This window comes from Ciceribacter lividus (assembly GCF_003337715.1).
Taxonomy (GTDB): Bacteria; Pseudomonadota; Alphaproteobacteria; order Rhizobiales; family Rhizobiaceae; genus Allorhizobium; species Allorhizobium lividum.
In genome coordinates this window covers 257,474-280,387 of record NZ_QPIX01000002.1, presented here as the reverse complement: position 1 = coordinate 280,387, position 22,914 = coordinate 257,474, and the positions used below count along the sequence as shown (strand labels likewise).

Below are 22,914 nucleotides of genomic sequence, written 5' to 3'. Positions count from 1 at the left end.
CAGGCGCTTCCACCTGCCATCACAAAGCAAAGGAACCTTATCATGAATACCGAAGAAAAGCAGCCCCAGACATCCGCCGCCACACTCTCGGAACGGGAGCTTTTTGAAGAATGGGCCGCACGCGAGATTTCATTCTTCGATGAATTGGGGAGGCACCAGCACACCACCTACGGTGCAGAGTTGGTCACACCTTCCAACGAAACGATCATCATCGATTTTCTCTTGGATGGTTGCGACGATCCGGCAGACTGTATGCAAGCCGCCGAGGATGAGCTTGAGAACGCGCTGGAACTCCTCAGACTCGCCCGCAAGTCTTTCGAAGCGTTGCGGGAAGAGCGCATTGTCATGCCTGAAGAACCGGACCAGACAGGCGGGGACGCATACGAGGCATGGGAACTCGCAGCGAACGCGGCTGAAGCCAATCCGCGCTATCATCCTGCCTCCCACGCGACGGAAGATGAAGCCGATTTCCTTGAAGACGGCGAGACCCCGGCCCCGCTGTCGGAACCAGATTTCGTGGACATGACGTCGGAAGATGAGGCGAATATTCGCGGTGCATAACGCCCTGTCATTCGGTAGGCCCGCCCGTTCTTGGCGGGCCTATTCGTTCAAATATCCTTCAGGCCCTCAAGTTCCTTGAACCGATACCAGTCAAGCAGCAGCATTGCGGGAAACATAATTGTTGACCAAGATGCGTTTGACTTTCAATTTTATTGTAATCTCAAACTGATTGTGCAGAAAATCGATCGCTATCGACTCGGGGCCGACGAATGCCAACTATTGATCTGAACGCGCGTATAATTCCCATTGAGACGCGCTGCTGGCGGTTGTTCCCCGGCAGCAGCTACCGTTTCTTAGATGTTTTCAGACACAGCGAAGTAGCGTTTCTCGATATGCCTGGCTTGGTTCTACCGGAAGGAAAGTTGGGCCAAAGCAAGGACCTACCTAAGCTTATTCGGCGCTCAGAGATCGTCCTTGAGAAGCTTGCGAAAGAGGGGAAGGAGCAGGCGCCGACTGTCACAGAAGACGAACTAAAGAACTTCAAAGTGGGAAGACGCCGGCAGCGTAACCAACAGGCATTGATCAACTTCTTCGATCACGCCGCAAAAGGTGATCTGATTATCACGCCTGAACCACTCTATCGCGGAAAGATACTTATTGGGGTCTTCCTAGACGAAAGCAATACAGCAGTTGAAGCGAAGTCTCCGCGCCACTATGGCCCCACGCCAGTTCCTGCGCGACGGATTCGTTGGCTCAAGGAAATTGAAGAGAATACTGTTTCATCTTCGTTATCCCAAAGCCTTCGCCACCAGCATCCGTTCAGTCTTATTGAGAGAAGCCGTTTCCCGGAGGTGTTTTCGCTTGCGTATGACTCCTTCGTCTATGGGGAAAGACACAGCAGCGTTCTCTTCAACAGGAAAGTGGATTACACCGACAGAGAAACCTCGTTGATCGGCCTCGTCTCCAGCATATCTGCCGTTTTCTGCGAAGCCGTTTCTACCGGAGATCAAGACGAAATAGACTTGCTCACGGCACTCCTTTCTCAAGCGAGCATGGAGTATCATTGTCAACAAGCGGCCGACATCCATTCCCCGGGTTTCAACCGCTTTATAAGCTCGACGGCAACGGCGCTGGTTATCGCAGCCTTCGTGGCGTCGTTGAGCCTGCTATCGGCCTGCGACAGCGCTGAATCGATGACAGCGACTCTGGCAAACATCGATTACGTCAACTCGTCGGCGCCAGCCGACGACGCCTGCACCGCACTAGTGTCTGAGACTACCGATCGGATACTGAAGACGATCGGGAGTGACAAACTCTGGAAAATGTGTCAGGCTATGAAAGATGCTGAAGCACGCGCAGGACTTGAGTCTAGCGCAAAGATCATCAAGTGATGGCCATGTCCAATGAATTGAAGGCTGCATTATATGGTGCCGTCGCTGGCTCTTTTATGAGCGCAGTTATCGGTTTCGGCTTCCAGTATCTCGGTGACGACATAACCATCAAGAAAACGGCACGCCTTGAGACGGTGCTAGATTATACTAAAGTCGATTCTCCGATCACGCCCATTGCGGCCAGATATATCTCAGTGCTGACCGACGGCGGCGAAATCGCTCCAGTTCAGATTGAGCTTCGAGGAAAACTGGCCGATGAAATCCTCAGAGCGGAAAAGCTTCGGTCGCTGTTTGCGGACGCGGGTCCGGCAATCGAGCAGTATCAGGATGCATTGCAGGGTTTCTCCAACACGATTGATTCCGCCAAAAGCGTAACATCGATGCGCGAATGGGCCGAGAACTTCGGTCGAGTCATTGATAGCCGTCAGATTCTAGATAACGCATTGCTCAACGAAGTTGGCGTAGGATCTGGGGCGTAGCCAATAGACATTCAGTTGGTGAGACTTAACACGTAGTGCGCCGCTAGGTCCGAGGTCGCGCCGTCGCGAGCGGCGAATTGCCGCAAAGTTTGATACACGCAACGCTGTAGAGCAGTCCATCGTAATACTGCGCACCTCTTCTTCACCACGTATTTGCGCGCTCCGCTCGCGTGAGATTGGTTTTCCAACCTCTCTTGAATGTTTGCTTCAAACTCACGTGCGGCTTTGGCAATGGGGAGGGGAACACCGTGCTAATTGGCAAGCCTCCGCGCTACGGGCGTCACAAATTTCCCGCCGTCACAATGTCACAAATTACATAATTCTAATATTATTTTTATTATTCTATTTCAATAACTTATTATGTCACATTTTGAGAGATTCGAGTTTTCGAGTCTCTCATCGCCCACCATTTTCTGTTTTCATTTCAAACATCTACAAGAGCGTGACTGTGCTGCGGCGTAGCAGTCTCTAAGGTATCCCATGTGTGGCAGTCATGCTCACCTACAAGATACCGCCCGAAAGATAGTCCGCCCAGGCAGCAGCAGCCTCTGCAACGGCATTAAGCGCCGCTTGCACCTCTTGTGGATTTGCAGCCACCCACACTATGCCAGCCGGTATTGCCCACTGAATTCCAGCATCGACGGCAGCGTCCGCCTTTCTACCGCACCAAGCAGCGATTGCCCCTGCAACTCTTCGGAAGAGTGAAGCTTTCGCTTCAAGCCTTACTGGGTCTGGCCGTTCCTGCAGAGCATCGCCCTTGAGTTCAATAACTGCTTCGACAATGATCTTGAAATCGGAAGGCGCAATGGGGTCGGGCTCGACCAACTCCGGCGGGCGATTATGATCACGCGGCGCGAGGTTGTTGCTGTAGGTTTCGAGGGCAATCTCCAACCGTTCGATACGCGAACGAAGCTCTTGCTGATAAGCTGCGTTCCCATCGTTGTTCGGCGTGGGACTGGGCACTAGACCGTTTTCGTTTACATCAACGATGCCGCCACCATTTTCCGTCGCGAACGAACCTCCTGCATATGCCGGGCCGTTTATGACGTATTCATTGAGTGCCCCCGCGGCAAGCGCTCCTGGCGTACCTACTATCAGCGGACGAGCATGCTCGTCCGTCAGAACACGCCCCTGCTCATCAGTCAGATAATCCTGACCTGGCGGCAACTCCGGAAACTGAGCCTCGTCATCCTCATCATCGATGAACTCGCTGATATCGGGTAACGGCTCATCGAGTGAATAGATTCCATCGTCGTGATCGTGGCTGACCGAGTCGTCGCCGTAATCCTCATCAGGATGGTCATTATGACGGATTGGTGCCCACTCATAAATACCGTCACTGGTCACTTCATCCACGGCTTGCTGGATGATCTCGAAGTCGACAAGGTCGGAAAATTCGCCTTGAAGTTCGGCGTCAGCATCGTATGGGCCACCGTGAACCCATAGAAAGCCGCCTTCACGACCGTTATACGGCGTCTCTTGCGCCGGGTCTTCGTATTGAGACTGGAACCATTGGACCATGGCTACAATCTGCCGGGCTTTGGATAGCCGGCGAAACTGCGACGGCGTGAACCGTTTGTCTTCTATGAAATACTCTCTGCCAGTCGCCATTATCCCGGTCCAGGTAGCTCGCCGTGTTGGTTGCATACTAGATGGCGGGCCTACCTTGGACCAACATCGTGCACCAGTTTACCAACAGCTACTTGTAACGATGTCCGCATATAAAGACATGAATGCTCTTGCCGTTGCGTACCCCAGTTCCCCCTAGCCCCCCTAAAGCCCCAGTTCCTCGCGGTGTTCGAGATACCATTCGACGAAGCGGCGGACGCCGGTGTCGACGCCGGTTTCGGGCTTCCTGCCGGTGAGCGCGACGAGGAGGTCGGGGCTCGCATAGGTGCGCGGCACGTCGCCCTGCTGCATCGGCAGCATCTTGCGCCTCGCCGGCTTGCCCATGGCGCTCTCGATCACCTCGATGAAATCGAGAAGTCCGACCGGCTGGCCGCCGCCGATATTGACGACGCGGAACGGCGCCTGGTGCGAGAGCGTGTCCTTCACGCTTCCTTCGACGCGATTTTCCTCCGACGGCGCGATCCGCGAGAGGTCGACGATCGAATCGACGAGGTCGTCGATATAGGTGAAGTCTCTGCTCATCTTGCCTTCGCCGTAGACCTCGATCTCGCGCTCCTCGATCATCGCCTTGACGAACTTGAAGAGCGCCATGTCCGGACGCCCCCAGGGGCCGTAGACGGTGAAGAAGCGGAAGGCCGTGGTCGGCACCCGGTAGAGGTGCGAATAGCTGTGAGCCATCAGCTCCGTCGCCTTCTTGGTGGCGGCGTAGAAGGTCAGCGGCTCGTCGGCGCGGTCAGTCTCGCGGAAGGGCACTTCCGGGTTCGCGCCATAGACCGAGGAGGTGGAGGCGAGCATCAGGTGACCGACCTTCAGGGTCTTCGCGAGTTCCAGGATGTTCCAGGAGCCGATGAGGTTGGAATCGAGATAGGCCTTCGGGTTTTCGAGGCTGTAGCGCACGCCCGCCTGGGCGGCGAGATGGACGATCACGTCGGGCTGGAAGTCGATCATCGCCTTTTCGAGCGCCGCGCGGTCTTCCAGCATGGCGAGCGTCGGGCGGAAGGCCGGGAACTGCGCAAGGGCTGCGTGCCGCGCCTCCTTGAGGCGGAGATTGTAGTAGGCCGTCATGCCGTCAAAGCCCGCGACCTCGTGGCCGTCCTGCAGCAGCCTGCGTGCCAGATGAAAGCCGATGAAGCCGGCGGTGCCCGTAATGAAATAGCGCATGATGTGACCTCGAAGAGAAAAAGCGGTCCCGCCGGGCCGACCCGCCCGCACGTTTGCCCTGAAAAGAGGGGCAAGAGGCATTAGCGCCGGTTGCAGCCGCCTGTCCAGCGCTCGCCGCCCCACCGCATTGCCGCAGGCGGGAATGAAGGGGACCTGTGGCCGCCGCGCCACCGGAGCGCCCTCACCCTCGTCCTTGGGTCGCCTTGCTCCGGCCCTTTCGGCCTGCTACTGGCAGGCAGGACCGGAGACATAGAGGAGACACTATGCGACACCATTCGTTTGGAAAGACGCCCTTCACCGTCAGCGAGATCGGCTTCGGGGCCTGGCAGATCGGCGGCTCCTGGGGCGATGTCTCCGAGGCCGACGGACGCGCGGCGCTCAATGCAGCGCTCGACGCCGGCGTCACCTTCATCGATACCGCCGACGTCTACGGCGACGGACGCTCGGAAAAGATCATCGCCGACGTGCTGAAGTCGCGCGGCGGTCAGCGCCCGATGGTGGCGACCAAGGCCGGCCGCCGCCTCGATCCGCACGTCGCTGAGGGCTATACCAAGGCCAATATCGAACGCTTCATCGACCGCTCGCTCACGAACCTCGAGGTCGATTCGCTCGACCTCGTGCAGCTCCACTGCCCGCCGCAGGACGTCTACTATGATCCGGCACTCTTCGAGGGCATGGAGGAACTGCGCAAGGCCGGCAAGATCCGCCACTACGGCGTCAGTGTCGCGCGCGTCGAGGAAGCCCTGAAGGCGATCGATTATCCCGGCGTCGTCAGCGTCCAGATCATCTACAACATCTTCCGCCAGCGGCCCGCCGACCTCTTCTTCAAGGAAGCGAAGCGGAAGAACATCGCCGTCATCGTCCGCGTGCCGCTCGCAAGCGGCCTGCTCTCGGGCAAGATCACTGCCGGGACCGCCTTCTCCGCCGACGACCACCGCAGCTTCAACCGCCACGGCGAAGCCTTCGACGTCGGCGAGACCTTTGCCGGCGTTCCGTTCGAGGTCGGCCTGCAGGCGGTGGAGGAAATCCGCAAGCTGGTGCCGCAAGGCGCGTCGATGGCGGCCTTTGCGCTCCGCTGGATCCTGATGAACGAGGCCGTGACTGTGGTCATCCCCGGCGCCCGCAACGCCGAGCAGGCTCGCGCCAATGCGGCAGCGGCCGAGCTGCCGGCGCTTTCGGCGGACGTGATGAAGGCTGCCCGCGACACCTACGACCGGCTGGTCGCACCGCACGTGCATCACCGCTGGTAACAGCAGCGCAAGTCCGGAAAAGGCGGAGGCCGGGTGATCGCTCACCCGGCCTCCAATCGTCTTGGGAGGACGATGATCAGTTGGTGCCCTTGAGGTCGACTGCGAAGAACAGCGTCTCGCCGGACGAGTCGTCGACGCCGTCATTATCGGTGACGGCGTAGGCGGTGCCGGCGGCGTCGAAGGCGAAGCCTTCAAGCTTGTCGACGACATAGCCGCTGGTGGCGGCCTTCAGGTCCGGAACGAAGTCGTGGACCTCTTCCTTGGCGACGGTGGGAAGCGCGCTGCCGATCGCGGCCGGCTTCAGGTCGGCGATAGCGACGCGGTAGAGCTTCTTGATTTTCGCCTGGTCGCCGATCTGGTTGTCGCGCTCGATGAGGTAGAGGTGGTCGCCATGAGCGGTGATCTCCGAAAGGCCGACCCAGCCGGCTTCGGTCTTCTCCAGCGGATAGCGCACGGCGCCCCATTCCTTGGCCTCCGGCTTGTAGGCGAGGAGCTTGACGGTGCCCTTCTCGTCGTCCTTCCACTCGCGCTGCACGGCCATCCACAGCACCGCGTCGTCGCCGGTGCCGACCCGCGTCACGCCTTCGAGGCCGAAGCGGGTCTCGCCCTTCAGCAGTTCGGCGGGGAGCGCGATCTCTTCCTTGATCTCACCCTTGGCGTTCACATGGTAGAGCGCATGCGGCACCAGCTTCTCGCTGTTGCCTTCCGAGGCGAGCCAGAAGCCGCCCTCGCCGTCGAGCGTGATGCCCTCGATGTCGAGCTTCTGGGCGGGCTCGCCATTGCGGGTCACGGCGAGCGCATCGGTGATCCGGGCGGGCTTCCTGGTTGCGTCGATCGTGAAGATCCGCGGCTGCATGCTGTAGAAGCTGTCATTGACGGCATAGAGCTGACCTGCCTTTTCCGCGTCGCCGACGAGGCCGGAGAGCGCGCCCCAGCCGATCGGGTTGCCGTCGACCGTTTCCGAACGGATCGTCGGATAGGCGGCTTCGCCTTCGCCGAGTTCGTAGAGCATCACGTGCGAGCGGGCGGCGCCGTCCTCGACGAGATCCGCCTCGTTGGCGGTGGCGAGAAGATTGCGGCCGGGAATGGCGACCGCTCCCTCCGGAGAAATGCCGGACGGCAGCAGGCCGAGCAACTGCGGCTCGGCGCCGGTGTCCTTGTAAACGCCGACCACCGAGGCACGCTCGGAAAGGACGAAGATGTAGCGGTCGTCGCCGAAGCGTGCGACTTCCAGGCCTTCAAGCTCGACGCCCTTCGACTTCGCGCGCTTGTCCGGGAAATGGCCGATCGCGGCAATCTCTCGCTCGAGCGAAGGACCCGATTCGAAGAGCACCTTGCCGGTCTTGTCGAAGATGGTGAAGCTGCGCGAGCCACCTTCGTAGTCGCCCTCGTTGGCGACGACGAGACGATCGTCATCGAGCCACTTGACGGCATCCGGCTCGCGCTTGACGCCCGCCTTCTTGCCGGTGAAGTTCAGCGCGCCGTCCGACTTGGTGTCGATGCCTTCGAGGTCGACGGTGCCGGCGGAGAAATGCGACACGACTGCACCGGTCTTGCCGTCGACGATCACGATGTGATTGTTCTCCTGCAGCGTCAGGGCAATCTCGCCGCGGCCGTTGATCGAGACGAATTCGGGTTCCGGGTCGTCGCCGCCGACCTCGGCAAGGCCGGTCAGCGTGACGTGCTTCATCGTGGCGCAATCGGCAGCACCGTCCTTCAGCGCGACGATTGCGAGATCGCCCGCCGGCATCTGCGGCAGCTTGCCGTCGTTCAGCTCCTCATCGCGCTCGTTCTCGATGGCGATGGCGGCGAAACTCTTGTCAGGGGAGACGGCGACGGAATCGGGCTGTCCGCCGAGGTCGCAGCTGGCCTCGACCGTCTTCGAGGCGATATCGACGATCGCGAGCTTGCCCGAGGGCTTCACATAGCTTTCCGAGGTGTTGACTGCCGCGAGCACCTTGCCGCCGGCGACGGCGACCGAGGTCGGCTCTCCGTCCATCATCAGCGCACCGCCGGCCTTCGGAGCGCGGGCGTCGGAGATGTCGATGAAGCCGATCGCGCCGAGCGGGCTGTCGGAATAGACAAGCGTGTTGCCGTCCTCCGTCGCGGCGATGATCTCCGCCGAGGTGACGGTGGACTTTTCCTTGTCGGCGGCAAGATTGGCGGCGACCGGGAAGGATGCGATACGATTGAAAACCTGTTCTGCGGCGGCGGGCATGGCCACGGACGTCAGCAGCGCAGTCATGAATGCTGCGCGCGAAATGCGGTACTTCATCGGAAAACCTCCTGCTTCCTCAAATGAGACAGGAGGCTTGTGCGCGTTTCCCGTTACACGCCTGTGACATCCCCGCCGAAATACCGGGATATTGCGTCGTGCCCGCGTCGAGGCTTACCCCCTGCCCTTCTCCCCGGCAAATTCGCTCGCCATCAGGAAGAGCGAAGCACCGAGGATCATCACGGCGCCCACCCAGAGATAACCGGCCGGCGCATAGCCGAAGGCGATCCAGCCGGCCAGCACGTTGAGCGGCAGCTTCAGATCGTCGAAGGGCTGGACGTAGGCGGCGTCGGCCGCCTTGTAGGCTGCCGTCAGGAAATACTGTCCGGCCGCCGTCAGCAGGCCGGCGACGAGGAGCACGGCAAGCCCACTGCCGGTCGGGACGGCGAAGCCTGCGACCGCTGCAAGTCCGGCATTGATCGGCGTCAGCAGCACGAGGAGCCAGATGGTGATCATTTCGGGCCGCTCATGTGCGGTCAGGTCCTTGACGAGCAGCGAGGACGCGCCCCAGAGCAGGGCAGCGACCACAGGCAGCAGCGAGGCCATGGTGAAGGCCTCCGACCACGGTTGCAGGATGACCATCGCACCTGAAAAACCGGTGAGCGTCGCCGCCCAGCGTTTCCAGCCGACCTCCTCTCCGAGGAAAAGCTTCGCGCCGACGATGATGAAGAAGGGCGAGGTCATCGCGAGTGCGATCGCCTGCCAGATCGGCACCGTGGCGAGCCCCTCCACCCAGGCCTGGACGCCGAAGGCCGCGAGCAGCACGCGCGCCAGGTGACGGCCCGGAAAGCGGGTGCGCATGGCCCGCAGGCCGAGCCGCCGCAGCAGCGGGACCGACAGGACGAGCGCGAAGGCATATTGCCAGAAGGCGATCGAGGTGGCAGGAAAGCCCTCGACCATCGCCACCCACTGGGTCGCGACGTTGACCACGGCGAAGGCGATGCCCGCCAGAACCATGAAAGCGGCGCCGAGGACGGCGCCGGACCGGGTGAGCGCAAGGCGGCTCTGATTCATGTCTTTTCCCTTCGACACAAAGGACCAGCACAAACCAGGACGCATGAGGGGTGACGCACAGGCGTGCGGGCAACGCTACGGCCCACGGCCGGCGCGCCTTCCCGTGCACGAAGCGAACCGTTCGTCCCGAAGCCGGGACCAACAGTTGCCACATCCTCATTCTCTTCCATCCGGACTGTGACCGTCGGCTCCGGCATCGCACCGGATCTGCTGACCCGCCCTCATCGGAAAGCGGCGCTCGCGGGCTCGAGGGCGAACCTCATACCGCCGGTGGGGAATTTCACCCCGCCCTGAGAACGAATTGCCGGTCTTCGGCCGGCGCAAGAAGGGATAGGCCAGAGTGGCTCGATATGCAATCGCCGGAAAAGGAAAAGCCCGGCCGTCGAGGCCGGGCTTCGTCAGGTCGATTCCAGGCGCTTGCGGAGGACGCCGGGTCCATCCGCCTGCGCGGGCGGAAATCAGCTGTTGACGGCGTCCTTCAGGCCCTTGCCGGCCGTGAACTTCGGAACGTTGCGCGCCGGGATGTCGACTTCCGCGCCGGTCGAGGGATTACGGCCCTTCGAAGCTTCGCGGCGGGAAACGGTGAAGGCACCGAAACCAGCGAGGCGAACGTCGCCGCCCTTCTTCAGCTCGCCCTGGACCGTTTCAAAAACGGCGTCGACGGCAGAAGCGGCGTCAGCCTTGGTCAGACCGGCCTTCTCGGCAACCGCGGATACGAGTTCGTTCTTATTCATGTTTCCACCCTTTCTGATTGGTATGAAACGACTCAATGGATAAGTCAGGCGGAGAATACGTAAGCATCTGCCCTGAGCAACCCAAAAGCACCGCAATCGCCCGGAAAACAAGGGGTTTCGGCTTATTTACACAAAAAAGGCTGGCAAAAATGCCAGCCTTTTCGATGTCGATGTGCCATTTTGACGAGACTATGGCCGAAAGTCCTCAGTGAGCGATGGTCTGCCCGGCGTCGTCGGTGACGTCGACCGCAGCCACGGTCGGGCCTTCGACGGTGCCGTCCCACTCGATCCGCTCGGGAACCCGGACCAGCGCCTGGCGGATCACCTCGCCCATCCGCGAAACCGGAACGATCTCCAGACTGTTCTTCACGTTGTCCGGAATGTCCGCCAGATCCTTGGCGTTTTCTTCCGGGATCAGGACCTTCTTGATACCGCCCCGCAGCGCCGCGAGGAGCTTTTCCTTGAGCCCGCCGATCGGCAGGACGCGCCCGCGCAGCGTGATCTCGCCGGTCATCGCGATATCCTTGCGGACCGGAATGCCGGTCATCACGGAGACGATGGCGGTCGCCATCGCGACACCGGCCGAAGGACCGTCCTTCGGGGTGGCGCCTTCCGGCACGTGGACGTGGATGTCCGACTTGTCGAAGCGCGGCGGCTCGATGCCGAAGTCCACGGCGCGCGAGCGGACATAAGACGCCGCCGCCGAAATGGACTCCTTCATCACCTCGCGCAGGTTGCCGGTGACCGTCATGCGGCCCTTGCCCGGCATCATCACGCCTTCGATCGTCAGCAGTTCGCCGCCGACCTCGGTCCAGGCCAGCCCGGTGACGACACCGACCTGATCCTCGCCCTCGGCCTCGCCATGACGGAAGCGCGGGACGCCGAGATAGTCGTGGATGTTCTGCGCGGTGACCGCGACCGACTTCACGTTGCCCTTGATGATCTCGGTGACCGCCTTGCGGGCGACCTTCATCAGCTCGCGCTCGAAGTTACGGACACCGGCCTCGCGGGTGTACTGCTGGATGATCGACACGATCGCGTCATCCGAAAGCGAGAACTCCTCGGGGCGCAGGGCGTGTTCCTTGATCGCCTTCGGCAGCAGGTGCCGCTTGGCGATTTCCAGCTTCTCGTCCTCGGTGTAGCCGGCGATACGGATGATCTCCATGCGGTCCATCAGCGGCGCCGGAATGTTCAGCGTATTCGCCGTGGTGATGAACATCACGTTCGACAGATCGTATTCGACCTCGAGGTAGTGGTCCATGAAGGTCGCGTTCTGTTCCGGATCGAGCACCTCGAGCAGCGCTGCCGACGGATCGCCACGGAAGTCCATGCCCATCTTGTCGATCTCGTCGAGCAGGAAGAGCGGGTTCGTGCGCTTCGCCTTCTTCAGCGACTGGATGACCTTGCCGGGCATCGAGCCGATGTAGGTGCGGCGGTGACCGCGGATCTCGGCTTCGTCACGGACACCGCCGAGCGCCATGCGGACGTATTCACGGCCGGTGGCCTTGGCGATCGACTTGGCGAGCGAGGTCTTGCCGACGCCCGGAGGGCCGACGAGGCAGAGGATCGGGCCTTTCAGCTTCGTCGCACGCGCCTGCACGGCGAGGTATTCGACGATCCGCTCCTTGACCTTGTCGAGGCCGTAATGATCCTCGTCGAGGATCTTCTCGGCGGCGTTGAGGTCGATCTTGACCTTCGACTTCTTGCCCCAGGGCAGACCGAGCAGCCAGTCGAGATAGTTGCGCACGACGGTCGCTTCCGCCGACATCGGGCTCATGTGACGCAGCTTCTTCAGCTCCGCCTCGGCCTTTTCCTTGCCTTCCTTGGAAAGCTTGGTCTTGTTGATGCGCTCCTCGAGTTCGGCCATCTCGTCGCGGCCGTCCTCGCCCTCGCCGAGCTCCTTCTGGATCGCCTTCATCTGCTCATTGAGGTAGTACTCGCGCTGGGTCTTCTCCATCTGGCGCTTGACGCGCGAGCGGATGCGCTTTTCGACCTGCAGAACGGAGATCTCGCCTTCCATGAAGCCGAGAGCCTTTTCAAGGCGCGCCTTGACGCTCACCGTTTCGAGCATTTCCTGCTTCTCGGTGATCTTGATCGACAGGTGCGAAGCGACCGTGTCAGCGAGCTTCGAGTAGTCCTCGATCTGGCTTGCGGCGCCGACGACTTCCGGCGAGATCTTCTTGTTAAGCTTGACGTAGTTCTCGAATTCCGAGACCACCGAGCGGCTCAGCGCCTCGATCTCGACGGCATCCTCGGCGGGCTCGGCCAGGATATGGGCACGGGCTTCGTAGAATTCCTCGCGGCCGGTGTATTCCTCGATGTTCGCGCGGGCGCGGCCTTCGATGAGCACCTTCACGGTCCCGTCGGGGAGCTTCAGCAGTTGCAGGACGTTGGCGACGGTCCCGACCTGGTAGATCGCCGAGGGTTCCGGATCGTCATCGCCGGCGTTGATCTGAGTCGCCAGCATGATCTGCTTGTCGGAACCCATGACTTCCTCGAGCGCGCGAATGGACTTCTCGCGGCCGACGAACAGCGGCACGATCATGTGCGGGAAGACCACGATGTCGCGCAGCGGCAGCACCGGATAGGTATTGCTCTCGGGCGCGACAGACGTAACTTCGGTCATGTTGTTTCCTTTCCATAGTCCCCCCTGTCGGGGGGACTGCTCCCGTAAGGCAAAGGCCGGACGGGCATTCCTTTTTTTGCTCCCCCAACAAGTGGATAGGCGCGGGGGTGAATTCAAGCCTGCTTAAACACCGCCCGCCCAGTTTGTGACGGAAGCGTTACAAATAGAAAGTCATCACCCCGGGTAACGCCCGGAGCTAGTCCGAGGCTGAAGCCGGGGCGAATACCGCATGTGCTGGTGACGCAGGATACCGGATTCGGGGCCGGGCACGCCACTCGGACACATGCATGTCGCTCGTGTTTTCTAGCCGATGTCCGAGGCAGGCGAAACCGGCACGGAATATAAAGGCAGTGTTCTGGCGCAGATTCTCGACGGATTCGCCCAAAACGAAAGAGGCCCGCGGGAATGCGGGCCTCTTCGACAAACTCTGATTGCAGCCGGCACGCCTTACGCAGAGGCGTTCGCCTTTTCTTCCTGCCGGTCCGCATAGATGTAGAGCGGGCGCGAAGTGCCGCGCACGACGTCTTCCGAGATGACGACCTCGCGGACGCCTTCCAGTTCCGGCAGCTCGAACATGGTGTCGAGCAGGATCTTCTCCATGATCGAGCGCAGGCCGCGGGCGCCGGTCTTGCGGACGATCGCCTTCTTGGCGATCTCGCGAAGGGCGTCCTCGTGGAAGTTCAGTTCCACGTCCTCCATCTCGAAGAGGCGCTGGTACTGCTTGACGAGCGCGTTCTTCGGCTCCGACAGGATCTGGATCAGCGCATCCTCGTCGAGGTCCTCGAGCGTCGCCAGCACCGGCAGACGGCCGATGAACTCGGGGATAAGGCCGAACTTCACCAGATCCTCCGGCTCGAGGTCGCGAAGGACCTCACCGACGCGGCGATCTTCCGGAGAAGACACCGTCGCGCCGAAGCCGATCGACGTCTTCTCGCCGCGGGCGGAGATGATCTTGTCGAGGCCCGCAAAGGCGCCGCCGCAGATGAACAGGATGTTCGTCGTATCGACCTGCAGGAACTCCTGCTGGGGATGCTTGCGCCCACCCTGCGGGGGAACGGAAGCGACCGTGCCTTCCATGATCTTCAGGAGCGCCTGCTGAACACCCTCGCCCGAGACGTCGCGGGTGATCGACGGGTTGTCGGACTTGCGCGAAATCTTGTCGACTTCGTCGATGTAGACGATGCCACGCTGGGCGCGCTCGACGTTGTAGTCGGCGGCCTGCAGGAGCTTCAGGATGATGTTCTCGACGTCCTCGCCGACATAGCCGGCTTCGGTGAGCGTCGTGGCATCCGCCATGGTGAACGGCACGTCGATGATGCGTGCGAGCGTCTGGGCGAGATAGGTCTTGCCGCAGCCGGTCGGGCCGACGAGCAGGATGTTCGACTTCGCGAGCTCGACATCGCCGCCCTTGGAGGCGTGCGCCAGGCGCTTGTAATGGTTGTGCACGGCGACCGACAGGATCTTCTTCGCCTGCTGCTGCCCGATGACGTATTCATCGAGAATCTTGATGATGTCCTGAGGCGTCGGGACGCCGTCGCGGGACTTCACCATCGAGCTCTTGTTCTCCTCGCGGATGATGTCCATGCACAATTCGACGCATTCATCGCAGATGAACACGGTCGGTCCGGCAATCAGCTTCCGGACTTCGTGCTGGCTCTTGCCGCAGAACGAACAATAGAGGGTATTCTTGGAGTCACCGCCGTTGCTTCCGCTGACCTTGCTCATGTCTCTTTCCTTCCAGCACGCCGCGCCGCCCTCGAAACGGAACACGGACCACTTACACCGCCCCAACCACAAAACGCCGCAATCGGCTGGAGCCAGTTCGATCTGGGGGTACTAACCGGCAGACGCACTATGCGCCTGTTGACCGGCGGCAACGAAAACCCCTTCAAACCGCAAGGCTATGTCACAAAACTTCAACACAGCCTTAATTGCTACTATTAGCGCGTTCCCCGGGAGATTAAACCCCCTCCTTCGTTCACAAGGGGGTCAACGGTCCATCCCGAACCGCGCAAACGGGCGGCCGTCAGGCCGCCGGTATTCCTTCGATTTCCTGGCGGGAGGTCAGGATCTTGTCGACGATACCCCAATCCTTCGCCTCGCTCGCCTCCATGAAATGGTCCCGGTCGAGGGTTTGTTCAACCTCGTCATAGGTGCGGCCGGTGTGCTTCTCATAGATTTCGTTCAGGCGGCGCTTCATCTTGATGATGTCGCGGGCATGCCGCTCGATGTCGGACGCCTGCCCCTGGAAGCCACCCGAAGGCTGATGCACCATGATGCGGGAATAGGGCGTGGTAAAGCGCATGCCCTTCTCGCCGGCAGCCAGCAGCAGCGATCCCATGGAGGCCGCCTGACCGATGCAGAGCGTCGATACGGCCGGACGGATGAACTGCATGGTGTCATAGATTGCGAGACCCGCGGTGACGACGCCGCCCGGGGAGTTGATATAGAGCGCGATTTCCTTCTTCGGGTTTTCCGCTTCCAGGAACAGCAGCTGCGCGCAGACGAGCGACGCCATCTGGTCTTCGACGGGGCCCGTCAGGAAGATGATCCGCTCCTTCAGCAGGCGCGAGAAAATGTCGTAGGACCGCTCGCCGCGATTGGTCTGCTCGACAACCATCGGCACCAGAGCCATGGCGGTATCAACTGGATTTGTCATGTCCGTCCTTCTTCGCACTGTCTTCCCGGACACGGAAGCCGCCGCGGGAATCATGTATTGTCGTGTCAATCCCTACATAGAGTGTCCAAGCCCCGGACTTCAAGACGTGAGGCGCCGATATCCTTAACCGCCGCAGGATGTGACGGGGACCAATGGATAGCCGCGCATCCCCCTCTCCGGCCGGCTTGCCGCGCTCCGCGCGCAGCCGGAACGACGAGCTACGCCACGGTGTGGTCGGGCTTACCCCGTCCGATCGCCACAAGGTCGGCAGACACAAGCCGGTGCAATCGACCCCTTTACGGGCGGAAGTATGGCGCGACCGTCCTGCACAGGAACGGCATCCTATGGTAAACGGCAAGTAAAAAATCGCCGAACACGTCGGAGAAACCGGATCGGAGGCAAAAACAGTCGGCGATTGGTAGCAACTGTTTAACGAGTATTGATCACCTTGCTTGGAATATCCTTTCATCCTCACCAGGGCTCACGGCTGTGCTCGACTTCAGAACGGGGTTGCTCCTCTGGACCATACAGGCCGCCTCGATGGGCGCGCTCCTTATCGTCGTGTGGCTACACGGCTTGAAGGACAGACACTTCCTGCTGTTCGGACTGGGGCTGATCTCCCATGCATCGGGCCTGGCGCTGGTCGGTGCGCGCGGGATGATCCCGGACTTTCTCTCCATACAGGTCGCCAACGGCGTCACCCTCACGGCCTTCGCCTTTTTCGTCGCCGCGCTCCGAAGGTTCGACGGCAATACCACACCGCCCTGGGCCACCCTCCCGCCGCTTCTCTGGATTACCGGAAACCTCTTTCCGTTCATCCGTGACGATTTCTCCAACCGCGTCATGCTCTACAGCGTCAGCGCGGCGCTCGGCTTCGCCCTGATGAGCTTCGTCATCGCACGCGGCGGCACGAGCTCACGACGCTACCGCTATATTCTGAGCGGAGTCTGGGCGATTCATGTGGCGAGCAACCTGTTGTTTGCCCTGCGGACTTGGCAACAGAACCCGCAGGGCTTTCAGGATGTCGGCGCCAATAGCTTTGTCAGTATTGTCGGCATTATCGGCTTCGTCACGGCGATCATGATCCTCGCCAAGCTGCTGATCGACCGTTCGGAGGAGCGCCTGAAGGAACTCGTCCGCACCGACCCGCTGACCGGCATCTACAACAGACGAGGTCTTCTGGAGGTCTACGAGCGCCTGCGCTCCATCCCCGTCCGCGAACGTCCGGTGCTTGCAGTCATCGTCTTCGATCTTGACCACTTCAAGCAGATCAACGACACCCACGGCCATCAGGCCGGTGATGCGGTCATCGTCGAATTCGCCCGCAGGGCGGCCGGCCTGATCCCGGCGGGCGGCGTGTTCGGTCGGAGCGGCGGCGAGGAATTCGCTGCCATCCTGCGGGTGGGCGAACCTCGCCACGCCGCCTTGGTCGCCGAGACCATCCGCCAGTCGGTGGCCACCAGCCCCGTCGCCACCGATGCCGCCGCAATCGAGGTGACGACGAGCATCGGGATCGCGACGATGCCCGCCGGAAGTGCCGATCTCGACCGCCTGCTGAGCGGCGCCGACCGGGCGCTATACGTCGCAAAGGACAAGGGCCGAAACCGTTGCGCGGTCTGGACCGGGGAGAGGATCCTTTCCGTGCACACCGACACGGCCGATCTCATCGACGACCAGACGGACCGCCAGGTGGCGGCCCTGCGCATACTCGCCAAGGCGGCGTCGGACGAGCACGACGCACTCGGCTCCTGAGCCCGCCTGCTCTCGCCCGTACGATGGCGCGACAGAAGCCATCTTCAACAAAGATGCGTTGGGTGCGTGCAAAAGCCTTGCCGTCGAACGACCGCGACCTACAATCCTCACGTGTGAAGAAACGAACCCGGTCGGGATGATCGGGAGAACGGAGTGGTCATGCGGAAATTCCTTCTCAACAGCGCCTTCGTTTCCCTCCTCGTCCTGCCGGCCAGCGGCCTCGCCCAGCAGGCGTCAGACGCCGTTGCGCCGGAACGCGCGACGGGATTTGCCGCCGCCACGCGCACCGAGGCGAAGAGCTTCATGGTCGCCGCCGCCAACCCTCTCGCCGCGGAGGCCGGGCGGACGGTGCTCGCACGGGGCGGCAATGCGATCGACGCGATGGTTGCGGTACAGACCGTACTGGGGCTCGTCGAGCCTCAGAGCTCCGGCCTCGGCGGTGGCGCCTTCCTTGTCTATTACGATGCCGCGTCGGGCAAGATGACGACCTTCGACGGACGCGAGACCGCGCCCATGGAGGCCACGCCGAAGCTCTTCCTCGATGCCGAGGGACAGCCGCTGAAATTCATGGATGCCGTCGTCGGCGGACGCTCCGTCGGCACGCCGGGCACCGTGAAGCTCCTGTCCGAGGTGCACAAGCGCTACGGCAAGACGGACTGGGCACAACTGTTCGAACCTGCGGAGAAGCTCGCCACCGACGGCTTTGCCGTTTCCCCTCGTCTCGCCTCGCTGGTTGCGGCGGAAGGTGATCGGCTCAAGAAATACGACGGCCCGCGCAGCTATTTCTACGACACCGCGGGCGCACCGCTGAAGGAAGGCACGATCCTCAAGAACCCGGCTTACGCGGAGACCCTGAAGGCGATCGCCGAGGGTGGCGCCGACGCCTTCTATTCGGGACCGATCGCCGAAGCGATCGTCAGGACCATTCGTGAAGCGAGCGACAATCCCGGCGTCCTATCGCTTGCGGATTTCGCTAATTACCGAATTATCGAACGTACACCGGTCTGCGTGACCTACCGGGCACTCGACGTCTGCGGCATGGGGCCGCCCTCCTCCGGCGGCGTCGCCGTCGGGCAAATCCTCGGAATGGTCGAGAATTTCGACCTCAAGGCACTCGGCGCCGACAACGTCGAGAGCTGGCGCATCATCGGCGACGCGCAGCGTCTCGCCTTCGCCGATCGCGAACGCTATCTCGCCGACACCGATTTCGTCCCCTCGCCGATCAAGGGGCTCATCGGCAAGGACTATCTCGGCCGGCGCGCAGCGCTCCTCGACGGAAACAAGGCGCTCGCCCCCGATGCGGTGACGGCCGGAGAACCGGAATGGGATCACGCCCTGCTCTTCGGCCGCGGCGAAGCGATCGAGCTTCCCTCGACCAGCCATTTCGTGATCGTCGACAAGGACGGCAACGTCGTCTCGATGACCACCACGATCGAGAGCGGCTTCGGCTCGCGGCTGATGACGAACGGCTTCCTGCTCAACAACGAGCTCACCGACTTTTCCTTCAAGACCCATGACGGTGGGCTTCCGGTCGCCAACCGCGTCGAGCCGGGCAAGCGCCCGCGCTCATCCATGTCGCCGACCATCGTCCTCAGGGACGGAAAACCCGTGCTGGCGATCGGATCGCCGGGCGGCAGCCAGATCATCGGCTACGTCGCCCAGGCGCTGATCGCCTATGTCGACTGGGGCATGCCGGTCGAGAAGATCGTTGCGCAGCCCCACTTCATAAACCGCTTCGGCCCCTACGAGCTCGAGGCCGGGACGACAGCGGAACAGATGGCGGAGCCGCTGAAGGCGCTCGGATACGAGATCAAGGCGGGCGAGATGACCTCCGGTCTCCACGCGATCGAGATCACCGCGGAAGGGCTCGCCGGCAGCGCCGATCCGCGCCGGGAGGGCGTCGCTCTCGGGGAGTAACGGAGAAGGCCTCGGCGGCCTTTCGGATCGCGACGAATTGCGCTAGGCCGATCGACATGTCCAGTCTCTCGTCCTTCCTCCGCATCGATCCCGAAACCCGCCGCGTCTCGCTCGACGCCCGCGACCCCGCCTTCTACAGCGACCCGAACCGCGTTTATGCGGCGCTGCATGCCGCATGCCCGACCTTCTACTGGGAGGAGCAGCGGCAGTGGTTCTGCACCGGCTACGAAACGGTGAACGCGCTGCTTCGGGACCGGCGTTTCGGCCGGCAGATCCTCCATATCGCGACCCGCGAGGAGCTCGGCATGCCCGAGCCGCTCGCCCATACCCGCCATTTCGATGCCGCCGAGGCGCATTCGCTGCTCGAACTCGAGCCGCCCGAGCACACGCGGCTCAGGACACTCGTCAACCGGGCCTTCGTCTCGCGGCACATCGAGAAGATGACCCCGGAGATCGAGGCGCTCGCAAACCGGCTGATCGACGGGTTCGAAAAGGACGGGAAGACCGAGCTTCTCTCCTCCTTCGCCGATATCATTCCGGTGACGATGATCGCCCGCATGATCGGCATTCCCGAGGAGATGGGGCCGCAGCTCCTGAAGTGGAGCCACGACTATGTCGGCATGTACATGTTCAAGCGCAGCCGCGCCGACGAGGAGGCTGCGGATCGCTCGGCGCGTGAATTCGCCGATTACGTCCGCGCGATGATCGCCGAGAGGCGGGCGGAACGCCGGGACGATCTCCTGAGCCACATGATCCACACCGAGCACAAGGGGCAGTTCCTCACCGAGGACGAACTTATCTCGACCACGATCGTGCTGCTCAATGCCGGACATGAGGCGACGGTGCACCAGATCGGCAATTCCGTGCGGGTGATCCTCGAAAGCGGCATCGAGCCTGCGACGCTCTTCTGCGATCCGAAGACCACGGAGCGCACCGTCGAGGAAACGCTCCGCATCTGCGCGCCGGTCCACATCTTCCAGCGCTACTGCCTCGAGCCGGCGGAAGTCGACGGCGTCTCCTTCAAGCGCGGTGACAAGGTGAGCCTGATCCTCGCCGCCGCCAATCTCGATCCGGCCAAATTCGCCGACCCACTGACCTTCAGGCCCGACCGCGACGAGGGCGTGAACCTCTCCTTCGGGGCCGGCATCCATTTCTGCATCGGCGCGCCGCTTGCGCGCCTCGAACTCAATCTCGCGCTGCCGATCCTCTTCCGCCGCCTGCCGGGCCTGCGTCTCGCCCGCCGCCCGACGGTCAAAGACGTCTACCATTTCCACGGACTGGAGCGGCTCGATCTCGAATGGTAGCCACCGGGCTCTGCCTTCGAGGGCCGCCCGGCGAACTGCGTCTTTCCGATAGCGTCAGATCTGGGCGAAACCGCCGTCGACCGACAGTTCGACACCGTTGATGTAGCTTGCCTTCGACGAAGCCAGGAAAAGGGCCGCTTCGGCGATCTCGTCGGGATGCGCCATGCGGCCAATCGGAGAGGCCGATTTCAGGTAGGCTTCGAAGCCGGCGATCCGTTCCTCGTCCATCTTCAGACCGTTCTCCATGATCGGCGTGCGGGTAACTCCAGGGCTCAGCGTGTTCACGCGGATGCCCCTGCCCTTCAGGTCATTGGCGAAGCTGCGGGCGAACGAGCGGACCGCCGCCTTCGATGCGTTGTAGGCGCTCAGCCTCTCCATGCCCTTGTTGCCGACGATGGAACCCGTGAGCACGATGTTGCCGCCGTCGCGCATGACCGGCAGCAGGACCTGCACGGTATAGAACACGCCCTTCACGTTGACGTCGAAGATGCGGTCGAAGAGCGCTTCGTCGGTCGTGCCGATGTCATTGTTCTCGGCGATGCCGGCATTGGCGAAAAGCACGTCGATCTTGCGTCCGTCTGCTTCGATACGTGCCCGCAGATGTTCCAGATCCTCGATCTGCGCCGAATCGGCGACGACCGGAACCGCCTTGTCTCCCAGCGCCGAGACGGCCTGGCTCAGTTTGGCGCCGTTGCGCCCGGTCACATAGACCGTCGCTGCGCCCGCTTCGAGGAAGAGCCTTGCCGCAGAGTAGCCGATGCCGGTCGAACCGCCCGTGACGACCACGACCTTGCCGTCGAAATGCATGTCCATTTGCGTCTCCTGAATTTCCTTGTTTCGCTAGTACCGTTGTTCGGTATTTCGGTTTTATTGAAATATTGAAGCCTGTCAACGGAAATGGTAGAGGCTGTGCATGGCCCAGTTCTTTCATCCCAGCCGTGAGGATCTTTCGCTCACCGCCGTTCTCGCCGCGCTCGGTGATCCCGCACGCATCGGCATCATGCGCAAGCTGATGCACGCCGAATGCGGGCAGAACTGCGGTTCGATCGCTCCCTGCAACGACATGCCGCGCTCGACGCTCTCCAATCAGCTGCGGATTTTGCGGGAGGCCGGTCTCATCCGCACCCACAAGCAGGGCGTCGAGAACATCAATGCCGTGCGCACGGACGATCTGGAGGCCCGTTTTCCGGGGCTCCTCGACAAGATCATGTCGCTCTACCCGATACCCTCAGCGGATCACGAAACGCTGCGGCCGTAAAATCCGGCCAGTCTCTCGAGTGTTTCACGCATCGCGTCGCGCAGCGTGTCCGGCGCCAGCACCTCGGCCTCGGTGCCGAGCCGCAGAAATTCCGAGATGGCGTGTTGCACCTGTCCGCAGGGCAGCGTGACGATCCACCGGTCTTCGTCCCGCTCGTCTTTCTCTGTCTCCATGCGCGCACGGACATACGAGGGAGAAATGTGCTCCAGGAGCCGCAAACCCCATTTGGAGACGCGGAGGGTCGCCGTGTTCGGATGAAGTTCCGCCTCCAGCCTCAGGGTGTTCTCCGTCCAGTAGCCGGCAAGGTCGAAATCCTCCGGACGCTCGAATCTCTCCTCGGTCACGAGAAGGTCGAGAATACGGGCGATGCGATAGGTCCGTACGTCGCCGTCGACCCGCGCCACCATGTACCAGGCACCGCCCTTCAGAACGACGCCGAGCGGCTCGGCCTCACGGTTCTTCTCTGCCTTCCAGCTGCGATAGCGCATGCGGACGAGCCTGCAATTCCAGACCGCGTCGGCGATGGCCTGCAGATGTGTCGGGCGCTCGCTCTCCCCGAACCACGTCGGCGCGTCGAGATGGAAACGTCCCTGCATGCGCGCCGCGCTCTGGCGAAGATCCTCCGGCAGCGCCGCCGTGAGCTTTTTCTGGGCGCCGGCCATCAGCGAACCGAGGCCGAGGTCTGCAGCGGCACCCGGAACGCCGGACAGGAACATCGCCTCCGCCTCACCCGGCGAAAGGCCGTTCAGGCGCACGCGATAGCCGTCGAGCAGGCGATAACCGCCCTCGGACCCGCGCTCGCTGTACACGGGCACCCCGGAGAGCGACAGCGCATCGATGTCGCGGTAGATCGTGCGGACAGAGACGCAGTTCTCGGCAGCAAGCGCCTCTGCGGTCACCAGGCCCTTCGCCTGCAAGGTCGTCAGGATGTTGATCAGCCGCACGGCGCGCATCGCAAAATCTC

General features: G+C 61.8%; 18 protein-coding genes and 1 riboswitch. Of the genes, 8 read left to right on the top strand and 10 right to left on the bottom strand.

Annotated elements, in window-relative coordinates:
- Positions 1-42 precede the first annotated feature (42 nt).
- The 3 genes from DFR48_RS05265 (at position 43) to DFR48_RS05255 (ending at position 2,371) form a co-directional block, all read left to right on the top strand.
- A complete protein-coding gene (locus DFR48_RS05265) occupies positions 43-561 on the top strand; it encodes a hypothetical protein (RefSeq protein WP_114362132.1) in 519 nt (172 codons plus the stop codon).
- A gap of 209 nt (positions 562-770) precedes the next feature.
- Positions 771-1,892, top strand: coding sequence for a hypothetical protein (locus tag DFR48_RS05260; RefSeq protein WP_114362131.1), 1,122 nt, complete (start codon positions 771-773; stop codon positions 1,890-1,892).
- Between the two features lie 5 nt (positions 1,893-1,897).
- Positions 1,898-2,371 carry a hypothetical protein gene (locus DFR48_RS05255; RefSeq protein ID WP_147273508.1) on the top strand — a complete coding sequence of 158 codons (474 nt, stop codon included), beginning with the start codon at positions 1,898-1,900 and terminating at the stop codon, positions 2,369-2,371.
- A 501-nt stretch (positions 2,372-2,872) separates the two neighbouring features.
- Here DFR48_RS05255 and DFR48_RS05250 read toward each other — a convergent pair.
- Together DFR48_RS05250 and DFR48_RS05245 are read right to left on the bottom strand one after the other, a co-directional pair.
- The gene (locus DFR48_RS05250) at positions 2,873-3,982 is read right to left on the bottom strand and encodes a hypothetical protein (protein WP_114362127.1); all 1,110 of its coding nucleotides are present in this window, start codon (positions 3,980-3,982) and stop codon (positions 2,873-2,875) included.
- 162 nt (positions 3,983-4,144) lie between these two features.
- The gene (locus tag DFR48_RS05245) at positions 4,145-5,161 is read right to left on the bottom strand and encodes an NAD-dependent epimerase/dehydratase family protein (protein ID WP_114362125.1); all 1,017 of its coding nucleotides are present in this window, start codon (positions 5,159-5,161) and stop codon (positions 4,145-4,147) included.
- A 263-nt stretch (positions 5,162-5,424) separates the two neighbouring features.
- Here DFR48_RS05245 and DFR48_RS05240 point away from each other — a divergent pair, with 263 nt between their 5' ends.
- Positions 5,425-6,411: an aldo/keto reductase gene (locus tag DFR48_RS05240; RefSeq protein ID WP_114362124.1), complete on the top strand. Its 987-nt coding sequence runs from the start codon at positions 5,425-5,427 to the stop codon at positions 6,409-6,411.
- A 76-nt stretch (positions 6,412-6,487) separates the two neighbouring features.
- Here the strand turns inward: DFR48_RS05240 and DFR48_RS05235 are convergent, their stop codons facing one another.
- The 6 genes from DFR48_RS05235 to DFR48_RS05210 form a co-directional block, all read right to left on the bottom strand.
- Complete coding sequence (locus DFR48_RS05235) at positions 6,488-8,686, bottom strand: esterase-like activity of phytase family protein (protein ID WP_114362122.1); 2,199 nt, start codon at positions 8,684-8,686, stop codon at positions 6,488-6,490.
- 114 nt (positions 8,687-8,800) lie between these two features.
- Positions 8,801-9,700 carry a DMT family transporter gene (locus tag DFR48_RS05230; protein WP_114362121.1) on the bottom strand — a complete coding sequence of 300 codons (900 nt, stop codon included), beginning with the start codon at positions 9,698-9,700 and terminating at the stop codon, positions 8,801-8,803.
- Positions 9,701-9,854: 154 nt separating this feature from the next.
- Positions 9,855-10,002, bottom strand: a riboswitch (FMN riboswitch).
- Positions 10,003-10,158: 156 nt separating this feature from the next.
- Positions 10,159-10,434 carry a DNA-binding protein HupB gene (gene hupB, locus DFR48_RS05225; RefSeq protein ID WP_112687112.1) on the bottom strand — a complete coding sequence of 92 codons (276 nt, stop codon included), beginning with the start codon at positions 10,432-10,434 and terminating at the stop codon, positions 10,159-10,161.
- A 205-nt stretch (positions 10,435-10,639) separates the two neighbouring features.
- Positions 10,640-13,060, bottom strand: a complete 2,421-nt coding sequence (gene lon / locus DFR48_RS05220; RefSeq protein WP_114362119.1) for an endopeptidase La — start codon at positions 13,058-13,060, stop codon at positions 10,640-10,642.
- A gap of 447 nt (positions 13,061-13,507) precedes the next feature.
- Positions 13,508-14,785, bottom strand: a complete 1,278-nt coding sequence (clpX, locus tag DFR48_RS05215) for an ATP-dependent Clp protease ATP-binding subunit ClpX (RefSeq protein WP_112687108.1) — start codon at positions 14,783-14,785, stop codon at positions 13,508-13,510.
- A gap of 301 nt (positions 14,786-15,086) precedes the next feature.
- Complete coding sequence (locus DFR48_RS05210; RefSeq protein WP_112687106.1) at positions 15,087-15,719, bottom strand: ATP-dependent Clp protease proteolytic subunit; 633 nt, start codon at positions 15,717-15,719, stop codon at positions 15,087-15,089.
- 489 nt (positions 15,720-16,208) lie between these two features.
- Between DFR48_RS05210 and DFR48_RS05205 the strand changes: the two genes are divergently transcribed.
- The 3 genes from DFR48_RS05205 to DFR48_RS05195 all read left to right on the top strand — a co-directional run bounded on the left by DFR48_RS05205 (position 16,209) and on the right by DFR48_RS05195 (position 20,692).
- Positions 16,209-17,471 (top strand): GGDEF domain-containing protein, encoded by a 1,263-nt coding sequence (locus DFR48_RS05205; protein WP_114362117.1) that lies wholly within the window; start codon positions 16,209-16,211, stop codon positions 17,469-17,471.
- A gap of 159 nt (positions 17,472-17,630) precedes the next feature.
- Entirely contained in the window at positions 17,631-19,388 is a 1,758-nt protein-coding gene (gene ggt / locus DFR48_RS05200) for a gamma-glutamyltransferase (protein WP_114362116.1), read from the top strand.
- Between the two features lie 56 nt (positions 19,389-19,444).
- Positions 19,445-20,692: a cytochrome P450 gene (locus tag DFR48_RS05195; protein ID WP_114362114.1), complete on the top strand. Its 1,248-nt coding sequence runs from the start codon at positions 19,445-19,447 to the stop codon at positions 20,690-20,692.
- A 54-nt stretch (positions 20,693-20,746) separates the two neighbouring features.
- Here DFR48_RS05195 and DFR48_RS05190 read toward each other — a convergent pair whose 3' ends face one another.
- Entirely contained in the window at positions 20,747-21,505 is a 759-nt protein-coding gene (locus tag DFR48_RS05190; RefSeq protein WP_114362112.1) for an SDR family NAD(P)-dependent oxidoreductase, read from the bottom strand.
- Positions 21,506-21,605: 100 nt separating this feature from the next.
- On the opposite strand from DFR48_RS05190, the gene DFR48_RS05185 reads away from it, so the two are divergent.
- Entirely contained in the window at positions 21,606-21,950 is a 345-nt protein-coding gene (locus tag DFR48_RS05185) for an ArsR/SmtB family transcription factor (protein ID WP_114362111.1), read from the top strand.
- Here DFR48_RS05185 and DFR48_RS05180 read toward each other — a convergent pair.
- Positions 21,929-22,903, bottom strand: a complete 975-nt coding sequence (locus DFR48_RS05180) for a helix-turn-helix transcriptional regulator (RefSeq protein ID WP_114362109.1) — start codon at positions 22,901-22,903, stop codon at positions 21,929-21,931. The genes DFR48_RS05185 and DFR48_RS05180 overlap by 22 nt on opposite strands.
- Positions 22,904-22,914 lie beyond the last annotated feature (11 nt).

Coding starts and splice junctions, on each gene's coding strand:
- lon (WP_114362119.1), bottom strand. CDS start 13,060: ATGACCGAAGTTACGTCTGTCGCGCCCGAGAGCAATACCTATCCGGTG.
- DFR48_RS05235 (WP_114362122.1), bottom strand. CDS start 8,686: ATGAAGTACCGCATTTCGCGCGCAGCATTCATGACTGCGCTGCTGACG.
- DFR48_RS05240 (WP_114362124.1), top strand. CDS start 5,425: ATGCGACACCATTCGTTTGGAAAGACGCCCTTCACCGTCAGCGAGATC.
- DFR48_RS05265 (WP_114362132.1), top strand. CDS start 43: ATGAATACCGAAGAAAAGCAGCCCCAGACATCCGCCGCCACACTCTCG.
- DFR48_RS05250 (WP_114362127.1), bottom strand. CDS start 3,982: ATGGCGACTGGCAGAGAGTATTTCATAGAAGACAAACGGTTCACGCCG.
- clpX (WP_112687108.1), bottom strand. CDS start 14,785: ATGAGCAAGGTCAGCGGAAGCAACGGCGGTGACTCCAAGAATACCCTC.
- DFR48_RS05180 (WP_114362109.1), bottom strand. CDS start 22,903: ATGCGCGCCGTGCGGCTGATCAACATCCTGACGACCTTGCAGGCGAAG.
- DFR48_RS05210 (WP_112687106.1), bottom strand. CDS start 15,719: ATGACAAATCCAGTTGATACCGCCATGGCTCTGGTGCCGATGGTTGTC.
- DFR48_RS05260 (WP_114362131.1), top strand. CDS start 771: ATGCCAACTATTGATCTGAACGCGCGTATAATTCCCATTGAGACGCGC.
- ggt (WP_114362116.1), top strand. CDS start 17,631: ATGCGGAAATTCCTTCTCAACAGCGCCTTCGTTTCCCTCCTCGTCCTG.
- DFR48_RS05245 (WP_114362125.1), bottom strand. CDS start 5,161: ATGCGCTATTTCATTACGGGCACCGCCGGCTTCATCGGCTTTCATCTG.
- DFR48_RS05185 (WP_114362111.1), top strand. CDS start 21,606: ATGGCCCAGTTCTTTCATCCCAGCCGTGAGGATCTTTCGCTCACCGCC.
- DFR48_RS05190 (WP_114362112.1), bottom strand. CDS start 21,505: ATGGACATGCATTTCGACGGCAAGGTCGTGGTCGTCACGGGCGGTTCG.
- DFR48_RS05195 (WP_114362114.1), top strand. CDS start 19,445: ATGTCCAGTCTCTCGTCCTTCCTCCGCATCGATCCCGAAACCCGCCGC.
- DFR48_RS05255 (WP_147273508.1), top strand. CDS start 1,898: ATGTCCAATGAATTGAAGGCTGCATTATATGGTGCCGTCGCTGGCTCT.
- DFR48_RS05230 (WP_114362121.1), bottom strand. CDS start 9,700: ATGAATCAGAGCCGCCTTGCGCTCACCCGGTCCGGCGCCGTCCTCGGC.
- hupB (WP_112687112.1), bottom strand. CDS start 10,434: ATGAATAAGAACGAACTCGTATCCGCGGTTGCCGAGAAGGCCGGTCTG.